Source organism: Streptomyces noursei, from assembly GCF_016917755.1.
GTDB lineage: Bacteria > Actinomycetota > Actinomycetes > Streptomycetales > Streptomycetaceae > Streptomyces > Streptomyces yunnanensis.
In genome coordinates this window covers 3101315-3119220 of record NZ_CP070326.1, presented here as the reverse complement: position 1 = coordinate 3119220, position 17906 = coordinate 3101315, and the positions used below count along the sequence as shown (strand labels likewise).

Below are 17906 nucleotides of genomic sequence, written 5' to 3'. Positions count from 1 at the left end.
AGCACGTGCTCCCGCGGTACCACCCTCCTTGGCGGTGCGCGCCGCACCGCCCCCTCATTGGGGTCGCGCTGCCGGTTCTAGTCGCCCTGGCGGCCCGTGGGCCCCGCCCACTGTCCGAGATCGTGGGCCCCGCCCACTGTCCAGAGCTTTCTTCCGGCGGCTCCGGGCTGATCTTCACGTCATGCACGCCCCCGGGCTCGCACCGTCCCCGGGTCGCTGCAGGCTGCGTATGACGCTACTCGTCCCATCGACGCCTTTCGCTCCGCCCAGTGTACGGGGCCGCGCCGAGGGCGGCCGACCGGATTTCCCGGCCGCCGACCCCGGGGGGACCGGGCGGGCGCCGCCGCCCGGCGGGTGACCCGAATGGCGAGCACCTCCGGAGCGGGTCGTTCCGGGCGGATTACGGCGCGGGGAGCGGGGCACAACCGAGGCAGACCGGACGTGCGGCCCCGGCGGCGGGGGTGGCTGGGCGGTGCGTCTCGTTGCCGCGTGCCGTGAGGCGACTTATCGTTCCCGTCACGATTCGCGAACTAGATCACATATGTGAAGGGATCGCGGCCATGGTGGCGAAAAAGACCGCCGCGGAGAAGATCACGACGTCCGGCGGGCCTGCTGACGAGGACGTCGTGCGGCGGTCCGTCCGCCAGGAGGCGACCGGGCACCCGGCGGCGCCGGAGCAGCACGAGCAGGCCGCCCCGGAGAAGGCGGCCGTGAAGAAGGCACCGGCCAAGAAGGCGGCGCCCGCCAAGGCCGCCGCCAAGAAGACCGCGGCGAAGAAGACCGCGGCGAAGAAGGCGGCGGCCAAGAAGACGACGGCGAAGAAGGCGACCGCCAAGAAGGCGGCGGCCGCGAGGGCGACCGGGCAGGCGCCGGCGGCGGAGAAGACGGGAGCCAACACGGTGGTGGCGAAGAAGACGGCGGAGGACGCGTCGGTCGCGCACGGCGCGGACTCCGCGGTGCCCCCGGCCCGTGCGGCCGCGACACCCGGTGAACTCGCGGTGCGGCCCGGCGAGGATCCCTGGACGCCGGCGGAGGTGGCCGAGGCGCGGTCGGCCCTGATGGACGAGGTGGGCCGGCTGCGGGCCGAGATCGTCGCCGCGGAGGACGCGATCGCCGGGCTGATGCGGGACTCGGGGGACGGCGCGGGCGACGACGAGGCCGACACCGGCACCAAGAACATCACCCGCGAGCACGAGCTGGCGCTGGCCTCCAACGCCCGCGAGATGCTGCACCAGACCGAGCGGGCGCTCGGCCGGCTGGACGCCGGCACGTACGGCCTGTGCGAGAACTGCGGGCAGCCGATCGGCAAGGCGCGGATGCAGGCGTTCCCGCGCGCGACGCTCTGCGTGGAGTGCAAGCAGAAGCAGGAACGGCGCTGATCGGGGTGCGCCCGCGGCGCGTAGCGGGCCGGCACCTGACCGGCCCGCCGGCGCAGGCGTGTGCCGTACCCTCGTGGTCAGCCGGGCTGGGCCTGGTGAAGGACTCGACGGGCTGAGGGACGCACACGTGGCAGAGGCGGAACGCATCACCGGTACGCCGGAATCCGAGCCGGGTTCCGGGTCGGATCCCACGACGGGATCCGAAGGGGGACGGCCGGCGGAGGGCGAGCGGCCCACCGGGCGGGGCAAGCGGCGGATCGCCGCGCTGCTGCTGGTGGCCGCGATCGTCTACCTGCTCGATCTGGGCAGCAAGCTCGCGGTGGTCGCCAAGCTGGAGCACCACGCGCCGGTCGAGGTCATCGGGACGCTGCTGCAGTTCAGCGTGATCCGCAACCGCGGGGCGGCCTTCGGCTTCGGCGAGGCGCTGACGGTCCTGCTGACCGTGATCGCCGCGGTGGTGATCGTGGTGATCGCCCGGATCGCCCGCAAGCTCTACAGCCTGCCCTGGGCGATCGCGCTGGGGCTGCTGCTGGGCGGTGCGTTCGGCAACCTCACCGACCGGATCTTCCGTTCGCCAGGCGTCTTCCGGGGTGCGGTGGTGGACTTCATCGCCCCCGCGCACTTCGCGGTCTTCAACCTCGCCGACTCCGCGATCGTCTGCGGCGGCGTGCTGATCGTGCTGCTGTCCTTCCGGGGCCTGGACCCCGACGGGACGATCCACAAGGACTGACGGGCCGCGCCCCGTACCACATCCCGCTTCCGCGCCGGTGTCCCGGCCCCGGGGCCCTCGCCGGGCAGGGCAGTACCGCGGGACTGCCATACTCGTGGGGTGAGCAGCTTCCCCGAGATCCGCACCCTGCCCGTACCGGACGGCCTGGAGGGCGAGCGTGTGGACGCCGCGCTGGCCCGCATGTTCGGCTTCTCCCGGACGAAGGCGGCCGAGCTCGCGTCGGCCGGCAAGGTCCGGGTCGACGGCGCCGAGGTGATGAAGTCCGAGCGGGTGCGCGGGGGCGCCTGGCTTGAGGTCGAGATGCCGGCCGCCGCCGCGCCGGTCGAGATCGTCGCCGAGCCCGTCGAGGGCATGGAGATCGTGCACGACGACGACGACATCGTGGTGATCGCCAAGCCGGTGGGGGTCGCCGCGCACCCCAGCCCCGGCTGGAGCGGCACCACCGTCATCGGTGGTCTGGCCGCGGCCGGCTACCGGATCTCCACCTCGGGGGCGGCCGAGCGGCAGGGCATCGTGCACCGCCTCGACGTCGGGACCTCCGGGCTGATGGTGGTCGCCAAGTCGGAGCGCGCGTACACCTCGCTGAAGCGGCAGTTCAAGGAGCGGGTGCCGGACAAGCGCTACCACGCGCTGGTGCAGGGTCACCCGGACCCGATGAGCGGCACCATCGACGCCCCCATCGGGCGGCACCCCCACCACGACTACAAGTGGGCGGTCATCGCCGACGGCAAGCCGTCGGTCACCCACTACGACCTGATCGAGGCGTTCCGGGCGGCCAGCCTGCTGGACATCAAGCTGGAGACCGGCCGGACGCACCAGATCCGGGTGCACATGTCCGCGCACCGGCACCCCTGCGTCGGCGACATGACCTACGGCGCGGACCCCACCCTCGCCAAGCGGCTGGGCGTGGCCCGGCAGTGGCTGCACGCGGTGCGGCTGGGCTTCGAGCACCCCTCGGACGGGCGCTGGGTCGAGTTCGAGAGCGCGTACCCGGCGGACCTCCAGCATGCGCTGGACACCGTCCGGGAAGAGAGCCACTGACGTCGGTACCGCGCCCGAGTCGGGCCAACTCCGGACATCTAGGACGGCAAAAGCGGGCATCTGATCACTTCGTGGCAGGCTTGGGGCGGAATGTGATCGAAATCGACCGCCCCGGAGCGTAGCCACCGTGGATCAGTTGGCCCTGCTGTTCGTCCTGCTGTTCGGAGCGGTGGTGATGGTTCCGGTCGGCGACCGGCTGGGCCTGCCCTCGCCGGTGCTGATGACGCTCGCCGGCGCGGTGCTGGCGCTGCTGCCGTTCGTGCCCAACGTCGAGGTGCCGCCCGAGTACATCCTGCCGATCGTGCTGCCGCCGCTGCTCTACGCGGCCGTCCAGCGCACCTCCTGGCGGCAGTTCACCGCCAACCTGCGGCCGATCTTCCTGCTCGCCGTGCTGCTGGTGTTCGCCACCACGGCGGCGGTCGCGGCGGTCGCCCAGGCGGTGGTGCCGGGGATGCCGGTGGCCGCCGCGGTGGTGCTGGGCGCGCTGGTCGCCCCGCCCGACCCGGTCGCCGCCACCGCGGTGGCCGGCAAGCTCGGACTGCCCCGCCGCATGGTCTCCATCCTGGAGGGCGAGGGGCTGTTCAACGACGTCACCGCGATCGTGCTGTACCACGTCGCACTGGCCGCGGTGATCAGCGGGAGCTTCTCGGTGCCCGGCGCGGTGGGCTCGCTGGTGCTCTCCGCCGTCGTCGCCATAGCGGTCGGCCTGGTGCTCGGCTGGGTCACGAACCAGCTGATGGGGCGGCTCGGCGATCCGACGCTGCAGATCGGGCTGACCCTGCTGGTGCCGTTCGTGGCGTACGTCCTGGCCGAGGAGTTCAAGGGGTCGGGCGTGCTCGCGGTGCTGACCTGCGCGCTGTTCCTGGCCGAGTACGCGGTCGACGCGGACGACGTGATGGGCCGGCTGGCCGGCTACACCTTCTGGGAGGTGGTCGACACCCTCGTCACCGGCGTCGCGTTCGGGCTGATCGGCCTGGAGCTGCACAACATCCTCGGTGCCGCCGCCGGCCGTTGGGGCTCGCTGCTGGGCGCCGGCGCCGCGGTGGTCGGGGTGGTCGTCGCGGTGCGGCTGGTGTGGCTGCTGCCCGCCGCCTGGCTCGCCAAGCGGATGCACAAGCGCCGGGACTACGACGAGGACATCCCGATGAGCTGGCGCGAGACGGTCATCATGTGGTGGTCCGGGATGCGCGGGGTGGCTTCGGTGGCGCTGGCCCTGGCCATCCCCTACGGGATCGACGGCGGGCCCTTCCCGGCCCGTGACGAGATCCTGTTCATCGCCTTCGCGGTGGTCCTGTCCACGCTGATCATCCAGGGGCTGACGCTGCCCTGGCTGGTGCGCAAGCTGCGGGTGCGGGCCGACACCGACGCCGCGGACGAGCTGGAGCGGGAGCTGGCGCTGCGGGTCATCAAGGCGTCCAAGCGCCGGCTGAAGGAGATCCTGGAGGTCGAGGAGGTCTCCGACGAGGTCGCCGACCAACTGGCCCGCCGGGCCTACGACATCGGGGCCCGGATCGCGCCGGACATCGTCGACGAGGAGCGGCGGGAGCTGTTCGAGAAGCGCATCTCCCGGCTGAAGAAGGTCCAGCGGATCCAGAACGAGATGCTCTCGGCCGCCCGGCACGAGGTGCTGGCGGCCCGCAGCGAGCCGGGCACCGACCCGGAGATCGTCGACCGGGTGCTGCGCCACCTGGACGTGCGGAGCCTGCGGGCGACCCCGTAGGCGCGGCGGGGGGGTGCACCGGACGGGCGGCCGGTCAGTGGGCCCCGGCGCCGTCCGGGCCGGCCGCCGGACCGGGCGGCATCGCGCGCCGGGTCTCCTCGGCGGACGGCGCGGGCGCGGTGGCGATCCGCGGCAGCGCGTAGGCGTGCTCGGTCCGCAGCCACTCGATCATCCGCTCGCGGATCTGGCAGCGCACCGCCCACACGGCGTCCGCGTCCCGGGCGGTGACCAGGGCGCGCACCACGATGGTGGACGGGGTGGTGTCGGTGACCACCAGGCTCCAGGACCGGCCGTCCCACTCCGGGCACTCCTGGAGCAGCTCGTGCAGGCGCTGCCGCATCTTCTCCACCGGGGCGGAGTGGTCGAGGTGGTAGAAGACCGCGCCGGTCATCTGCGCGCCGCCGCGCGACCAGTTCTCGAACGGCTTGCTGGTGAAGTACGACACCGGCATGGTGATCCGCCGCTCGTCCCAGGTCCGCACGCTCAGGAACGTCAGGGTGATCTCCTCGACCGTGCCCCACTGGCCGTCCACGACCACGGTGTCCCCGATGCGCACCATGTCGCCGAACGCGATCTGCAGCCCGGCGAAGAGGTTGCCCAGGGTGGACTGGGCGGCGATACCGGCGACGATGCCCAGCAGGCCGGCCGAGGCCAGCATGGACGTGCCCACCGCCCGCATCTGCGGGAACGTCAGCAGCATGGAGGCTGCCGCGACGACGATCACCACCGCGGTGACCACCCGCTGGATCAGCGTCACCTGGGTCCGCACCCGCCGCACCCGTGCCGCGTCCCGGGCGCCCGCCGCGTAGCGGGCGTACGACGACTCCACGATCGCCGCCGCGGCCCGCACCAGCAGCCAGGCGGTGGCCGCTATCAGCACCAGCGTCAGGGCCTGGCCGATGCCCACCGCGTGGTGCACCACGACCGGGATCCCGGTCTGGCCGAAGGAGCCGAGCAACAGGGCGGCGGCGAGCATCAGTCGGAGCGGTATCCGGCAGCGGCGCAGCAGTCCCCACAGCGGGGTCTCCGGGTGCCGGGTGTCGATCCGCAGCAGGGTCCGGTCGATCAGCCGGACCACGACGAGTGCGACCACGAGCGAGCCGCCGACGACGGCGATCGGGCGCAGCACGGCCTCCAGGGACACGGTCTCCTCCTCGGTGCGGTGTGCTCCTGCCGGACCCGACGACGGTAGCTGGCACGATGGGGGGAGAGCGATCCAACCCCAGGGAAGTGATGTCTGTGCCCGCCTCCGTCGAGCCCGCGACCAGCGGTTCCTCCACCATCGTGCTGTTTCATTCGGTGTGCGGGCTGCGCCCCGCGGTGCACGCCGGCGCGGACCGGCTGCGGGCCGCGGGCCACGAGGTGATCGTCCCGGACCTGTTCGGCGGACGGACCGCCGACTCGGTCGCCGACGGCATCGTGATCAAGGACGAGTTCGGCAAGGAGGAGCTGCTCCGTCGCGCCGTCGCGGCCGTCGCCCCGTACTCCGACCGCGGGCTGGTCTACGCCGGGTTCTCCTTCGGCGGCGCGGTCGCGCAGAACCTCGCCCTCGGCGACGAGAAGGCCCGCGGGCTGCTCCTGCTGCACGGCACCTCCGACATCGCCGACGGTGCCGCCGCCGACGAGCTGCCGGTGCAGCTGCACGTCGCCGACCCCGACCCGTACGAGCCGCACGACTGGCTCAACGCCTGGTACCTGCGGATGCGCAGGGCCGGTGCCGACGTCGAGGTGTTCCGCTACGCCGGCGCCGGCCACCTCTTCACCGACCCCGAACTGCCGGACTACGACGCGGAGGCGGCGGAGAGCGCCTGGAAGGTCGCGCTGGGGTTCCTGGCCGACCTGCCCGAGCGGGGCTGAACGACGGCCGGGCCCCGGCGGCCGGCTTCCGGTATGCCCGGAACGCCGGCCCTGCCCCCAGGGCACCGGGGCGCGAGGGGCCCCGATCGGCCTGCCGCGGCGGTCAGTTGCCGCCGGTCGGGTCCTTCTCACCCTTGGCGATGCCCTGGCCGCCGCCGTCCTTGCCGGCGTCCTGACCCTTGCCCGCGTCGCCGCCCTTCGCCGGGCCGAACTCCGCGTCGATCATCTTGCGGAAGTTGGCCCGCGCGAGCTGGTTGTACTGCTCCTGCGTCATCTTCTGCTGCGGGATCTCCGCCATCGTCAGCTTCTTGTCGCCGTGCATGAAGGTGGGGGTGCCGCGCACGCCCTTACGCCCGAACAGCGCGGTCATCTCCATCGCCCAGCGGTCGTAGGTGCCGTCCTTGACCTGCTTCTCGAACGCCTTGTTGCCCTTCAACTCCGGTACGTCGCCGGCCACTTTGAGCAGCTCGGAGTCCTTGGCGTAGAGGTCCTCGCGCTCGTCGGGGTGGTACTTGGCGGAGTACAGCGCCGACTTGTACTTCAAGAACGCCTCCGGGCTGATGTTCAGCGCCGCGCCCAGCGCGCTCAGCGCGTTCTTGGAGCCCTCGCCGCCCTGCATGTCGTCGATGAACGAGTACATGGTGTAACGGACCTTGAAGCGGCCGTCGTGGAGGTCCTTGAGCAACTCCTCGCCGGTGCTCTGCTCGAAGGCCGCGCACGCCGGGCAGCGGACGTCCTCGAACACCTCCAGCGTCTGCTTGGCGTTCTTGTCGCCGATCAGGATCTCGGTGCCCTTGTCGCCCTGGGTGTGCGCCGGAGTCACCAACTTGGCCTCTTTGGCGGCCTCCCAGCCGGTCGGCTGGTTCGCCTTCATCACGGCGAAGCCGATGCCGCCGGCGATCGCCAGGACGCCCACGGCCGAGACCGCCACGATGAGTTGGCGGCGCAGCCGCTCCTTCTTCTTCTCCTTCTCGCGCTGGGCGCGGATCCGCTCGCGGGCGGCCTGCTTGTTCTCCTGGGTGTTGCGGTTGCTCATGGGGGGTGTCCGATCCTTCGGTGCGGCGCTGGCTGGGGCGATGCGGGTGTCAGACGGCGGCCGGGACGGCGGGCCGCGGCGGCGTACCCCGTGTACCCCGTGCGCGAGCAGCCCGCCGGCCAGGTGCCCGACGAGCGGAGGTACCCCCCTCACCCCCGGTCGGCCCCCCGGCCGGACCGCCGGGTGGACTCCCCTCCCCTGCATGGCCGGGAGTCTGCCATGAGCACGACGGGAAACCGGGTCAAGATTTGGCATCGGCCGGCGTGCGCGGTGCACGCCGGCCGATGCCGATGCCGGTGCCGGGGGTGTGCCCCGGCGTCAGGACCCGGGGGTCACTTCTTGAGGTTCTTCTCCACCTGCGCGTTGAAGTCCGCGACCGTGGACGGCGCGACCGGCCCCTGGGCGGACTGGGTGCCCAGGACCGTGCCGTTCATCCGCACCGTCGGGGTGCTGCGGACGTCCTTGTGCGAGTCGAACTCCTTGGACATCGCCATCGCCCAGGCGTCGTACGTGCCGCCCTTGACGGCCTTCTGGAAGGCGGCGTTGCCCTTCAGCGCGGGGACGGTGTCGGCCACCTTGATCAGGTAGCTGTCGTCGGCGAACTTGTCCGGGCCCATCTCCTCCGGGTGGAACTCCTTGGAGTACAGCGCGTACTTGTACTTCAGGAAGGCGTCCGGGGAGACGTTCAGCGCGGCGCCCAGCGCGCTCAGCGCGTTCTTGGAACCGGTGCCCTGGAGGTTGCCGTCCAGGAAGGTGCCCAGGTGGTACGTCGCCTTGTACTTGCCGTCGCTGACGTCCTTCTCGATCTGGGAGCCGACGGTCTCCTCGAAGGCGGCGCAGCCGGGGCAGCGCGGGTCCTCGAAGAGCTCCAGGCTGTTCTTGGCGTCGGACTTGCCGACGACCACGGTGGTGCCGTTGGGGCCGCTGGTGTTCGCCGGCGGGACCGGCTTGGCCTTGGCGGCCTTCGCCCAGACGTCGGCGCCCGAGCCGCCGCCGCTGTCACCGCCGCCGGAGTTGGCGACCGCCAGACCGATGCCGCCGGCCACCGCCAGCACCGCGACGACCGAGCCGCCGACGATCAGCTGCCGGCGGGTGCGCTCCTTCTTGGCCTGCCGCTCGCGCTCGGCGCGCAGCCGCTCACGGGCTGCCTGCTTGTTGGCCTGACTGTTGCGGTTGCTCATGACTGTTCTGCTCCGTGGGTTCCGTGGTCCGTGGGGACGGGGGTGCGTGCTACCGGGAGGCGTCTGCGCCCTGAGGGCGTGCGCCGGCCGCCGGGCCCGGGAGGGCCGTCAGGCGGCGAGCGCGCAGGGCGGCCCGCGGCGCACCACGGAGTGCACGAGCAGGGGAACGGACCGGGCGACCGGACCGCTCCGCACGGGGGCGGGCACCGGGCGACGCGGCGCCAGGACCCGGCCCAGGACCGCGGCCGCGATCAGCATCGGACGGAAGGCGAAGCCGGCCACCGCGCCCAGCAGCCGCACCAGCGCGGCCTCGCCGCGGCGCAGCCAGCCGGCCGCCAGCAGCCCGACGGCCAGGTGCGCGGCGAGCAGCAGCAGCCAGACCTGGGCCGGCGCGCCGCCCTCGCGGGAGAGCTGGGCCAGCGGGCCGCCGACCGGTCCGCCGCCGCAGAGCAGCATCGTGCTCAGCGAGTGGACCGGGGCGGCCTGGGTCCCGTCCGTGCCGTAGCAGGTGTCCTGGCCGAGGCTGAAGACCGCGTCGGCGGCGAGCTCCAGGGGGAGCAGCAGCCCGGCGATCCGCCAGTAGCCGCGCTCGCGGCCGGCCAGGGCGTAGGCGAGCGCGAACACCGCGACGCCGGTCACGGCGACGGTGACCGGCGGCAGCGGCATACGGGAGAGCAGCACATGGGATGCCGAGGACAGCGTCACGCACAGCGCCGTGAAGAGCGCCGCGCGCAGTGCCCGCAGGTGTGCCGCAGAGATGTCCATCGTCAGCGAGTGTGCCATGGGACGGGCTAAAGGGTTACTAAGGGGGCGGGCCGGATGGGCTACCGGACCGGGAATCGACCGTCCCGGAGCAACTCGACGAAGAGCGCGTGGTCGGCACGGGCGCGGGCCGCACCGGAGTGCGCGAAGTCCGCCAGCAGCGGGCCGAAGCCGTCCTCGTCGGCCGCCAGGGCCGCGTCGATGGCCCGCTCGGGCCGGAACGGCACCAGCGGATGCCGGGCCTTGCCGTCCCCCGCGGCGTGCGCCGCGGCGGTGACCCGGCCCAGCCCGACGACGGCCGCGGCGAACTCCTCGGGGTCGTCCAGGCCGGACCAGTCCAGCCCGGTGGTGTACGGCGAGACCTCGCCGACGACCAGGCCCGCGCCGTCCAGCGCGGTCCAGCCCAGCCAGGGATCGGCGTGCGTCTGGAGGGCGCACCGCGCCAGCACCGCCAGCTGTCCGTCGTGCCGGACGTGCTCGGCGACGTCGGGGAGGGGGCGGTACCGGGCGAGCGACGGGGTCCGCGCCCGCCGCATGGTGAGCACCACATCGCTCTCCAGGACGTCGCTGCCGCCCTCCAGCAGCAGGTCGTACGCCTCCGCGTCGGCCGTGCCGGTGCCGCGCCGGCCCACCACGTCCTTGATCCGGTACGCCTCCGGGCGGGCCAGGGAGCTCTCCGGCAGCGTCTCCAGATAGCCGTCGAACGCCGCCAGGATCGTGTAGCGGGCCGCCGCGTCCAGCTCGACGCCGTCGTGCCCGACCGCGAGGCGCCGCTCGCCGTCGCACCGCTCGGTCCGCGACGCCAGCAGCCCGGCCCGGGTCCGGCCGCGGGCCGCGCGCAGCACCGCGAGCAGCGGGCCGTCGGCGGTGTCCAGGGTGCACGGCGGCGCGGTGTCCGCGTCGGAGGCCAGCGCATGGATGTGCTCCCGATAGGCCGCGGCGAAGGCCCGCACCAGCTCGGTGATCCGGGCATCGCTCAGCCCCCGGGCGTGCCCGAGCAGCGCCACCGAGGCCGCGCACCGCTTCAGGTCCCAGGTGAACGGGCCGACGTAGGACTCACCCGATCCGGTGACGCCGAACACCAGACGGCCCGTGGCGTCCAGATACCCGCCGAAGCTCCCGGCGTGCAGATCGCCGTGGATCCACACCCGGGCGGTCCGCTCGTCCAGATACGGCGTGCCCTGCGCGCCCGCGCCGGACTCCGCCAGGTCGTGGTGGAACAGGGGCGCCGCGCCCCGGAAGAACGCGGCGGGGGAACCGGCCATCCGGCGCAGGGCGCCTTCGGGGGCGGTGTCGAGGGCGGCGAGGATCTCCCCGTCGCGCCGGGCGGTGTCCTGGCCGGGCCGCGCGGTGTCCCGCGTCGGGGCGTGTGGGATCGGCATCGCTGGCTGCCTCCTGCAGTGCCGGGAAAGCGAATCGGAGATCAGCGGGACAACGCACGGGGCGGCCCGTGAGTGCCCGGTCGTCGGTCGTCCCGCCGGGGGCGCCGTGCGCACCGCTGCGGGCCCCCGCTGTCAGTGCCGGGTCGTAGACTTCAACACCGTCCCACCCATCCCTCGCGACATCTTCCGTCCATCCCTGCGGACGGCTTCCGCCGCTCCCGGCGGACCTGCCCCGTCCATCCCGCCCGACCAGTCCCGACAACTGCCGTTCCCGGAGGTTCAGCGCCGTGGCCCCCTCGTCCAGGCCCCCCTTCACGCACCTGCACGTCCACACCCAGTACTCGCTGCTGGACGGTGCCGCGCGGCTCTCCGACATGTTCAAGGCGTGCAAGGACATGGGGATGACGCACATCGCCATGTCCGACCACGGCAACCTCCATGGCGCGTACGACTTCTTCCACTCCGCGCAGAAGGCCGGGGTCACCCCGATCATCGGCATCGAGGCGTACGTCGCGCCGGAGTCGCGGCGCAACAAGCGCAAGATCCAGTGGGGCCAGCCGCACCAGAAGCGCGACGACGTCTCCGGTTCCGGTGGTTACACCCACAAGACGATCTGGGCGGCGAACAGCACGGGGCTGCACAACCTCTTCAAGCTCTCCTCGGACGCGTACGCCGAGGGCTGGCTGCAGAAGTGGCCGCGCATGGACAAGGAGACGATCTCCCAGTGGAGCGAGGGCCTGATCGCCTCCACCGGGTGCCCCTCCGGCGAGCTGCAGACCCGGCTGCGCCTCGGCCAGTTCGACGAGGCCCTGAAGTCGGCCGCCGAATACCAGGACATCTTCGGCAAGGACCGGTACTTCCTGGAGCTGATGGACCACGGCATCGAGATCGAGCGCCGGGTCCGCGACGGCCTGCTGGAGATCGGCAAGAAGCTCGGCATCCCCCCGCTGGTCACCAACGACTCGCACTACACCTACGCGCACGAGGCGACCGCGCACGACGCGCTGCTGTGCATCCAGACCGGCAAGAACCTCTCCGACCCGGACCGCTTCAAGTTCGACGGCACCGGCTACTACCTCAAGTCCACCGACGAGATGTACGCCATCGACTCCTCGGACGCCTGGCAGGAGGGCTGCCGCAACACCCTCCTGGTCGCCGAGCAGGTCGACACCACCGGCATGTTCGAGAAGCGCGACCTCATGCCGAGGTTCGACATCCCGGAAGAGGGCTACACCAACACCACCTGGTTCAAGGAGGAAGTGCGCCGCGGCATGCTGCGCCGCTTCCCCGGAGGCGTCCCCGAGGACCGGCAGAAGCAGGCCGAGTACGAGATGGACGTCATCATCCAGATGGGGTTCCCGGGCTACTTCCTGGTGGTCGCCGACTTCATCATGTGGGCGAAGAACAACGGCATCGCGGTCGGCCCCGGCCGTGGCTCCGCGGCCGGTTCGATCGTCGCCTACGCCATGGGCATCACCGACCTCGACCCGATCGAGCACGGCCTGATCTTCGAGCGGTTCCTCAACCCCGAGCGCGTCTCCATGCCCGACGTCGACATCGACTTCGACGAGCGTAGGCGCGTCGAAGTCATCAGGTACGTCACCGAGAAGTACGGCGCCGACAAGGTCGCCATGATCGGCACCTACGGCAAGATCAAGGCCAAGAACGCCATCAAGGACTCCGCCCGCGTCCTCGGCTACCCGTACGCCATGGGCGACCGCCTCACCAAGGCGATGCCCGCCGACGTCCTCGGCAAGGGCATCGACCTCGACGGCATCACCAACCCCTCGCACCCGCGCTACAACGAAGCCGGCGAGATCCGGGGGATGTACGAGAACGAGCCGGACGTCAAGAAGGTCATCGACACCGCCAAGGGCGTCGAGGGCCTGGTCCGGCAGATGGGCGTGCACGCCGCCGGCGTCATCATGTCCAGCGAGCCGATCATCGATCACGCCCCGATCTGGGTGCGGCACACCGACGGCGTCACCATCACACAGTGGGACTACCCGCAGTGCGAGTCGCTCGGCCTGATCAAGATGGACTTCCTGGGCCTGCGGAACCTCACCATCATGGACGACGCCGTGAAGATGGTGGAGGCCAACAAGGGCATCAATCTGAAGCTCCTGGAGGTCCCGCTCGACGACCCGAAGACGTACGAACTGCTCTGCCGCGGTGACACGCTCGGCGTGTTCCAGTTCGACGGCGGCCCGATGCGCTCGCTGCTGCGCCAGATGCAGCCCGACAACTTCGAGGACATTTCCGCCGTCTCGGCCCTGTACCGGCCGGGCCCGATGGGCATGAACTCGCACATCAACTACGCCGAGCGCAAGAACGGCCGGCAGGAGATCACGCCGATCCACCCGGAGCTCGAAGAGCCTCTGAAGGAGACGCTGGGTCTGACCTACGGCCTCATCGTGTACCAGGAGCAGGTGCAGAAGGCCGCGCAGATCGTCGCCGGCTACTCCCTCGGCGAGGCCGACATCCTGCGCCGCGTGATGGGCAAGAAGAAGCCCGAGGAACTGGCGAAGAACTTCACCATCTTCCAGGCGGGCGCCCGCAAGAACGGCTACAGCGACGCCGCGATCCAGGCCCTGTGGGACGTCCTGGTCCCGTTCGCCGGCTACGCCTTCAACAAGGCGCACTCCTCCGCGTACGGCCTGGTCACCTACTGGACCGCCTACCTCAAGGCCAACTACCCGGCCGAGTACATGTCCGCGCTGCTGACCTCCGTGCGCGACGACAAGGACAAGTCCGCGGTCTATCTGAACGAGTGCCGCCGGATGGGCATCAAGGTGCTCCCGCCGAACGTCAACGAGTCCGAGGCCAACTTCGCCGCCCAGGGCGACGACGTCATCCTCTTCGGCCTCACTGCCGTCCGGAACGTCGGCCAGAACGTCGTCGAATCGATCATCCGCTGCCGCAAGGCCAAGGGGAAGTACTCCTCCTTCCCCGACTACCTCGACAAGGTCGACGCGGTGGTCTGCAACAAGCGCACCACCGAATCGCTGATCAAGGCCGGCGCCTTCGACGAGATGGGCCACACCCGCAAGGGCCTCACGGCGCACTACGAGCCGATGATCGACAACGTCGTCCAGGTCAAGCGCAAGGAGGCGGAGGGGCAGTTCGACCTCTTCGGCGGGATGGGCGACGACGCCACCGACGACGGGCCGGGCTTCGGGCTGGACGTGGAGTTCTCCGAGGAGGAGTGGGACAAGACCTATCTGCTCGCCCAGGAGCGCGAGATGCTCGGCCTCTACGTCTCCGACCACCCGCTCTTCGGGCTGGAGCACGTGCTGAGCGACAAGGCGGACGCCGCCATCGCCCAGCTGACCGGCGGCGACTACTCGGACGGCTCGATCGTCACCATCGGCGGCATCATCTCGGGCCTGCAGCGCAAGATGACCAAGCAGGGCAACGCCTGGGCCATCGCCACCGTCGAGGACCTCGCCGGCTCCATCGACTGCATGTTCTTCCCGGCGACCTACCAGCTGGTGTCCACCCAACTCGTCGAGGACACCGTGGTGTTCGTCAAGGGCCGGCTCGACAAGCGGGAGGACGTGCCGCGGCTGGTCGCCATGGAGATGATGGTCCCCGACCTCTCGGAGGCCGGCGCCGACGCCCCGGTGACGATCACCATCCCGGCGGTGAAGGTCACCCCGCCGATGGTCGAGAAGCTCGGTGAGGTGCTCAGCAGCCACCGCGGTTCGACCGAGGTCCGCATCCGACTCCAGGGCGTGCGGAAGACCACGGTGCTCCGCCTGGACCGCCACCGGGTCACCGCCGACCCGTCGTTGTTCGGCGACCTGAAGGTGCTGCTCGGCCCGTCCTGCCTGGCCGGCTGAGCATCCGGCCGGGGCGTCGCCGCCGCCCCGGCCCCCGGTACGACGAGGGGCGCGCCCGCACGGTTCGGGCGCGCCCCTCGGCAAGTCATCGGTGGTGCGGGGCAGTTGGGGTGCTGCCGGGTGGCTTCACCGGGATGTGTCAGTTGTGGCCGAAGCGGCGCTGGTGCTTGCGCGCGACGTCCGCCGGGCTGCCCTGGGCCTGCGAGTGCGAGATCGCGTCGAGCGTCGCCTTCTCGGACCGCTGCTGGCCGCGTTCGCTCTGACTCTCCTTGGGTTGCTTCCGTTCCTTCTTGTTCTTGGCCATGATCGTGCCTCCTGAGGGGGATCTTGGGATCGGCCGGAATCAGACTTACACGGCAGACAGATCACTGCATTTCGGGCAATTACCCTGAGTGATGGCGGCAGTTGCGCGACGTGCGACTGGCCGAACGTGAATCCGCCACGCCGAAGATCGAGTTCGTGCAGATAACCCCCGTTCGGTCGGGCAGACTCGAAGGAAGCCGAAGAGCACTCGTGCCACGGGCGGAGCCGGGGGGCGTCCGGACTTCAGCACCTCAGGGAAGAGGGTGGAACGTGGACCGCTGCGTCGTCCTGGTCGACGCCGGGTATCTGCTCGGTGCCGCCGCCAGCCTGCTCGCCGGAGAACCCGCCCGTTCCCGGATCACCGTCGACCACGCCGCCCTCATCCAGGGCCTGCGCCAGCGCGCCGAGGCCGACACCGAACGGCCACTGCTGCGGATCTACTGGTTCGACGGCGCCCCCGACCGCGTCCCGCAGCCCGAACACCGCCGACTGCGGGTGATGCCCCGGGTCACCGTCCGGCTGGGCGCCCTGACCCGCAGCGACGGACGCTGGGCGCAGAAGGGCGTGGACGCCGCCATGCACGCCGAGCTGACCGAACTCGCCCGCAACCGCGCCTGCTCCGACATCGTCCTGGTCACCGGCGACGGCGATCTGCTGCCCGGCCTGATGTCCGCCAAGGAGCACGGCGTCGCCGTCCACCTCTGGGCCGTCCAGGCCGCCGACGGCGACTACAACCAGTCCGAGGACCTGGTCGCCGAGGCCGACGAGCGGCGGGTGCTGGACCGCGCCTGGATCACCGGCGCGGTCCGCGCCAAGGAACTGGGCGGACCCTGCGCCCCGCCGCCCGCCCCGCGCCCCGAGATCGCCGCGATCCTCTCCGCCCCGCTCCCGGAGACCGCGGTCGCCGCGGCGGCGGCCGCCGCGTCCGGCTCCGGACCGGACCCCGCGGGCGGCGGCAACGGCGCCACCCGCCCGGTGCCCGACGGCGACCGCGAGGCGTCCTCCGGCGAGACCGGCTCCGGCGGCTCCCGCGGCGTCCCCACCCCCAAGGACCTCGCCGGCCTCGGCCGCCCCGGCCACGTCGTCCAGGGCTCCGCCCCGAACTCCGCCCCGAACGGCACCCAGCCCGCCGCCACCCTCCGCTGGTCCTCCGACAAGGGCTGGATCGAGCGCGGCGGCCCGCTCGGCGAACCGGCCGAGACCGCCTCGCTGCCCACCCTCGCCCAGCTCACCAGCGCCGAGCAGCGCTGGGCCGACCGCGAGGAGGACATCACCGCGGTCGGCGGCGACCCCTTCGAGGTCGGCCAGGTCTTCGCCCGCCGCTGGACCGAGCGGCTCTCCGACTCCGTCCACCTCCAGCAGCTCTCGACGGAGTACCCCCGCATCCCGCACCGCATCGACGGGGAACTGCTCCGCTACGCCGCCCGCTTCGGCCTGCTCGCCCACAAGGACGACCAGATCGACGAGCACGACCGCTACGCCATCCGGGCCGGCTTCTGGCGCGAGGTCGACCTGCGCACCGCCGCCGAACACACCCCGATCGGCGACTGACCGCCCGCCCGCACGCGGCGCGCCGGCCGTACGCGCCCGTCCCGTGGAGCCCCAGGGACCGGCGACCGCCCGGGGCCGCGTACTCTCGTCACTCGTGAAGACGGGCGCAAAACAGGTGGAGCGCGGCGCGCCGGTGTGCGTCGTGCGGGACCTGGTCAAGACCTATCCCGCGCTGCGCGGGCGGCGCGGGGCGGACCGGGCGCCCGCGGTGCGCGCCAGCGACGGCATCAGCCTGGACGTCCGGCGCGGCGAGATCTTCGGGCTGCTCGGCCCCAACGGCGCCGGCAAGTCCACCCTGGTCCGCCAGCTGACCGGACTGCTCAGGCCGGACTCCGGCAGCATCGTCGTCCTCGGCCACGACCTGGTGCGGCACCCGGAGCGGGCCGCCCGGCTGCTGGGCTACCTGGGCCAGGAGTCGACCGCGCTGGACGAGCTGACCGTCTCCCTCGCCGTGGAGACCACCGGCCGGCTGCGCGGCCTGGACGCCGGCGCCGCCCGCGCCGAACGCGACGCGGTCCTCGACGAGCTGGGCCTGGGCCCGATCGCCGGCCGGGCGCTGAAGAAGCTCTCCGGCGGCCAGCGGCGGCTGGCCTGCTTCGCCACCGTGCTGATCGGCGAGCGCCCGCTGCTGGTGCTCGACGAGCCGACCACCGGCATGGACCCGGTCGCCCGGCGCGCCGTGTGGGCCGCGGTGGACCGCCGCCGCGCCGAGCGGGGCTCAGCTGTCGTCCTGGTCACCCACAACGTCCTGGAGGCCGAGAGCGTGCTCGACCGGGTCGCGGTGATCGACCAGGGCCGGGTGATCGCCTGCGACACGCCGGGCCGGCTGAAGGAACTGGTGGGGGAGGAGGTCCGGCTGGAGCTGGTCTGGCGGGACCGGCCCCCGCTCGACGTCCCCGAGGTCGCCGCCCTCGCCGCCGAGGCCCGCACCGCCGGCCGCCGCTGGACCCTGCGGCTGCCCGCCGACCGGGCCCGCACCGCGGTCACCGCGGTCACCGCCGGGCCCGCCTTCGCGGCCCTGGACGACTTCACCCTGGCCACGCCGAGCCTGGAGGACGTCTACGTCTCCCTGGGCGGGCGCGCGGAGGGGCTGGTAAAAGCGTGAGCGCGGCGGTACCCCCG

14 protein-coding genes are annotated in these 17906 nt (G+C 72.0%); 8 read left to right on the top strand and 6 right to left on the bottom strand.

Annotated features, from left to right (window positions below):
- Nucleotides 1-560 precede the first annotated feature (560 nt).
- The 4 genes from JNO44_RS13800 to JNO44_RS13785 all read left to right on the top strand — a co-directional run bounded on the left by JNO44_RS13800 (nt 561) and on the right by JNO44_RS13785 (nt 4870).
- Nucleotides 561-1379, top strand: coding sequence for a TraR/DksA family transcriptional regulator (locus JNO44_RS13800; RefSeq protein WP_205364327.1), 819 nt, complete (start codon nt 561-563; stop codon nt 1377-1379).
- A gap of 127 nt (nt 1380-1506) precedes the next feature.
- Complete coding sequence (gene lspA, locus JNO44_RS13795; RefSeq protein ID WP_205364325.1) at nt 1507-2109, top strand: signal peptidase II; 603 nt, start codon at nt 1507-1509, stop codon at nt 2107-2109.
- Nucleotides 2110-2208: 99 nt separating this feature from the next.
- Nucleotides 2209-3150: an RluA family pseudouridine synthase gene (locus JNO44_RS13790; RefSeq protein ID WP_205364323.1), complete on the top strand. Its 942-nt coding sequence runs from the start codon at nt 2209-2211 to the stop codon at nt 3148-3150.
- Nucleotides 3151-3277: 127 nt separating this feature from the next.
- Nucleotides 3278-4870 carry a Na+/H+ antiporter gene (locus tag JNO44_RS13785; RefSeq protein ID WP_205364321.1) on the top strand — a complete coding sequence of 531 codons (1593 nt, stop codon included), beginning with the start codon at nt 3278-3280 and terminating at the stop codon, nt 4868-4870.
- Nucleotides 4871-4904: 34 nt separating this feature from the next.
- Here JNO44_RS13785 and JNO44_RS13780 read toward each other — a convergent pair whose 3' ends face one another.
- Complete coding sequence (locus tag JNO44_RS13780) at nt 4905-6008, bottom strand: mechanosensitive ion channel family protein (RefSeq protein ID WP_235095973.1); 1104 nt, start codon at nt 6006-6008, stop codon at nt 4905-4907.
- A 95-nt stretch (nt 6009-6103) separates the two neighbouring features.
- On the opposite strand from JNO44_RS13780, the gene JNO44_RS13775 reads away from it, so the two are divergent.
- On the top strand, nt 6104-6727 hold the full coding sequence (locus JNO44_RS13775; RefSeq protein WP_189858221.1) for a dienelactone hydrolase family protein: 624 nt from the start codon (nt 6104-6106) through the stop codon (nt 6725-6727).
- Between the two features lie 103 nt (nt 6728-6830).
- On the opposite strand, the gene JNO44_RS13770 is transcribed toward JNO44_RS13775, so the two are convergent.
- The 4 genes from JNO44_RS13770 to JNO44_RS13755 all read right to left on the bottom strand — a co-directional run bounded on the left by JNO44_RS13770 (nt 6831) and on the right by JNO44_RS13755 (nt 11088).
- The gene (locus JNO44_RS13770) at nt 6831-7763 is read right to left on the bottom strand and encodes a thioredoxin domain-containing protein (RefSeq protein WP_205364320.1); all 933 of its coding nucleotides are present in this window, start codon (nt 7761-7763) and stop codon (nt 6831-6833) included.
- A 332-nt stretch (nt 7764-8095) separates the two neighbouring features.
- On the bottom strand, nt 8096-8944 hold the full coding sequence (locus JNO44_RS13765; RefSeq protein ID WP_039637399.1) for a thioredoxin domain-containing protein: 849 nt from the start codon (nt 8942-8944) through the stop codon (nt 8096-8098).
- A gap of 108 nt (nt 8945-9052) precedes the next feature.
- A complete protein-coding gene (locus tag JNO44_RS13760; RefSeq protein WP_205364318.1) occupies nt 9053-9709 on the bottom strand; it encodes a hypothetical protein in 657 nt (218 codons plus the stop codon).
- Between the two features lie 59 nt (nt 9710-9768).
- A complete protein-coding gene (locus tag JNO44_RS13755; protein ID WP_205364316.1) occupies nt 9769-11088 on the bottom strand; it encodes a DUF2252 family protein in 1320 nt (439 codons plus the stop codon).
- A gap of 287 nt (nt 11089-11375) precedes the next feature.
- On the opposite strand from JNO44_RS13755, the gene dnaE reads away from it, so the two are divergent.
- Nucleotides 11376-14930 (top strand): DNA polymerase III subunit alpha, encoded by a 3555-nt coding sequence (gene dnaE, locus JNO44_RS13750; RefSeq protein WP_205364314.1) that lies wholly within the window; start codon nt 11376-11378, stop codon nt 14928-14930.
- A gap of 139 nt (nt 14931-15069) precedes the next feature.
- Here dnaE and JNO44_RS13745 read toward each other — a convergent pair whose 3' ends face one another.
- Nucleotides 15070-15234 carry a hypothetical protein gene (locus JNO44_RS13745; protein ID WP_205364312.1) on the bottom strand — a complete coding sequence of 55 codons (165 nt, stop codon included), beginning with the start codon at nt 15232-15234 and terminating at the stop codon, nt 15070-15072.
- Between the two features lie 269 nt (nt 15235-15503).
- On the opposite strand from JNO44_RS13745, the gene JNO44_RS13740 reads away from it, so the two are divergent.
- Both JNO44_RS13740 and JNO44_RS13735 read left to right on the top strand, forming a co-directional pair.
- The gene (locus JNO44_RS13740) at nt 15504-16784 is read left to right on the top strand and encodes an NYN domain-containing protein (protein ID WP_205364310.1); all 1281 of its coding nucleotides are present in this window, start codon (nt 15504-15506) and stop codon (nt 16782-16784) included.
- A 115-nt stretch (nt 16785-16899) separates the two neighbouring features.
- Nucleotides 16900-17889, top strand: coding sequence for an ABC transporter ATP-binding protein (locus JNO44_RS13735; RefSeq protein WP_205369779.1), 990 nt, complete (start codon nt 16900-16902; stop codon nt 17887-17889).
- Nucleotides 17890-17906: the final 17 nt, after the last annotated feature.

What these genes read in the sequence shown, in the direction of transcription:
- JNO44_RS13760 (WP_205364318.1), bottom strand. Translation starts at nt 9,709, where the DNA reads ATGGACATCTCTGCGGCACACCTGCGGGCACTGCGCGCGGCGCTCTTC.
- JNO44_RS13775 (WP_189858221.1), top strand. Translation starts at nt 6,104, where the DNA reads ATGTCTGTGCCCGCCTCCGTCGAGCCCGCGACCAGCGGTTCCTCCACC.
- JNO44_RS13745 (WP_205364312.1), bottom strand. Translation starts at nt 15,234, where the DNA reads ATGGCCAAGAACAAGAAGGAACGGAAGCAACCCAAGGAGAGTCAGAGC.
- JNO44_RS13770 (WP_205364320.1), bottom strand. Translation starts at nt 7,763, where the DNA reads ATGAGCAACCGCAACACCCAGGAGAACAAGCAGGCCGCCCGCGAGCGG.
- JNO44_RS13800 (WP_205364327.1), top strand. Translation starts at nt 561, where the DNA reads ATGGTGGCGAAAAAGACCGCCGCGGAGAAGATCACGACGTCCGGCGGG.
- JNO44_RS13755 (WP_205364316.1), bottom strand. Translation starts at nt 11,088, where the DNA reads ATGCCGATCCCACACGCCCCGACGCGGGACACCGCGCGGCCCGGCCAG.
- JNO44_RS13765 (WP_039637399.1), bottom strand. Translation starts at nt 8,944, where the DNA reads ATGAGCAACCGCAACAGTCAGGCCAACAAGCAGGCAGCCCGTGAGCGG.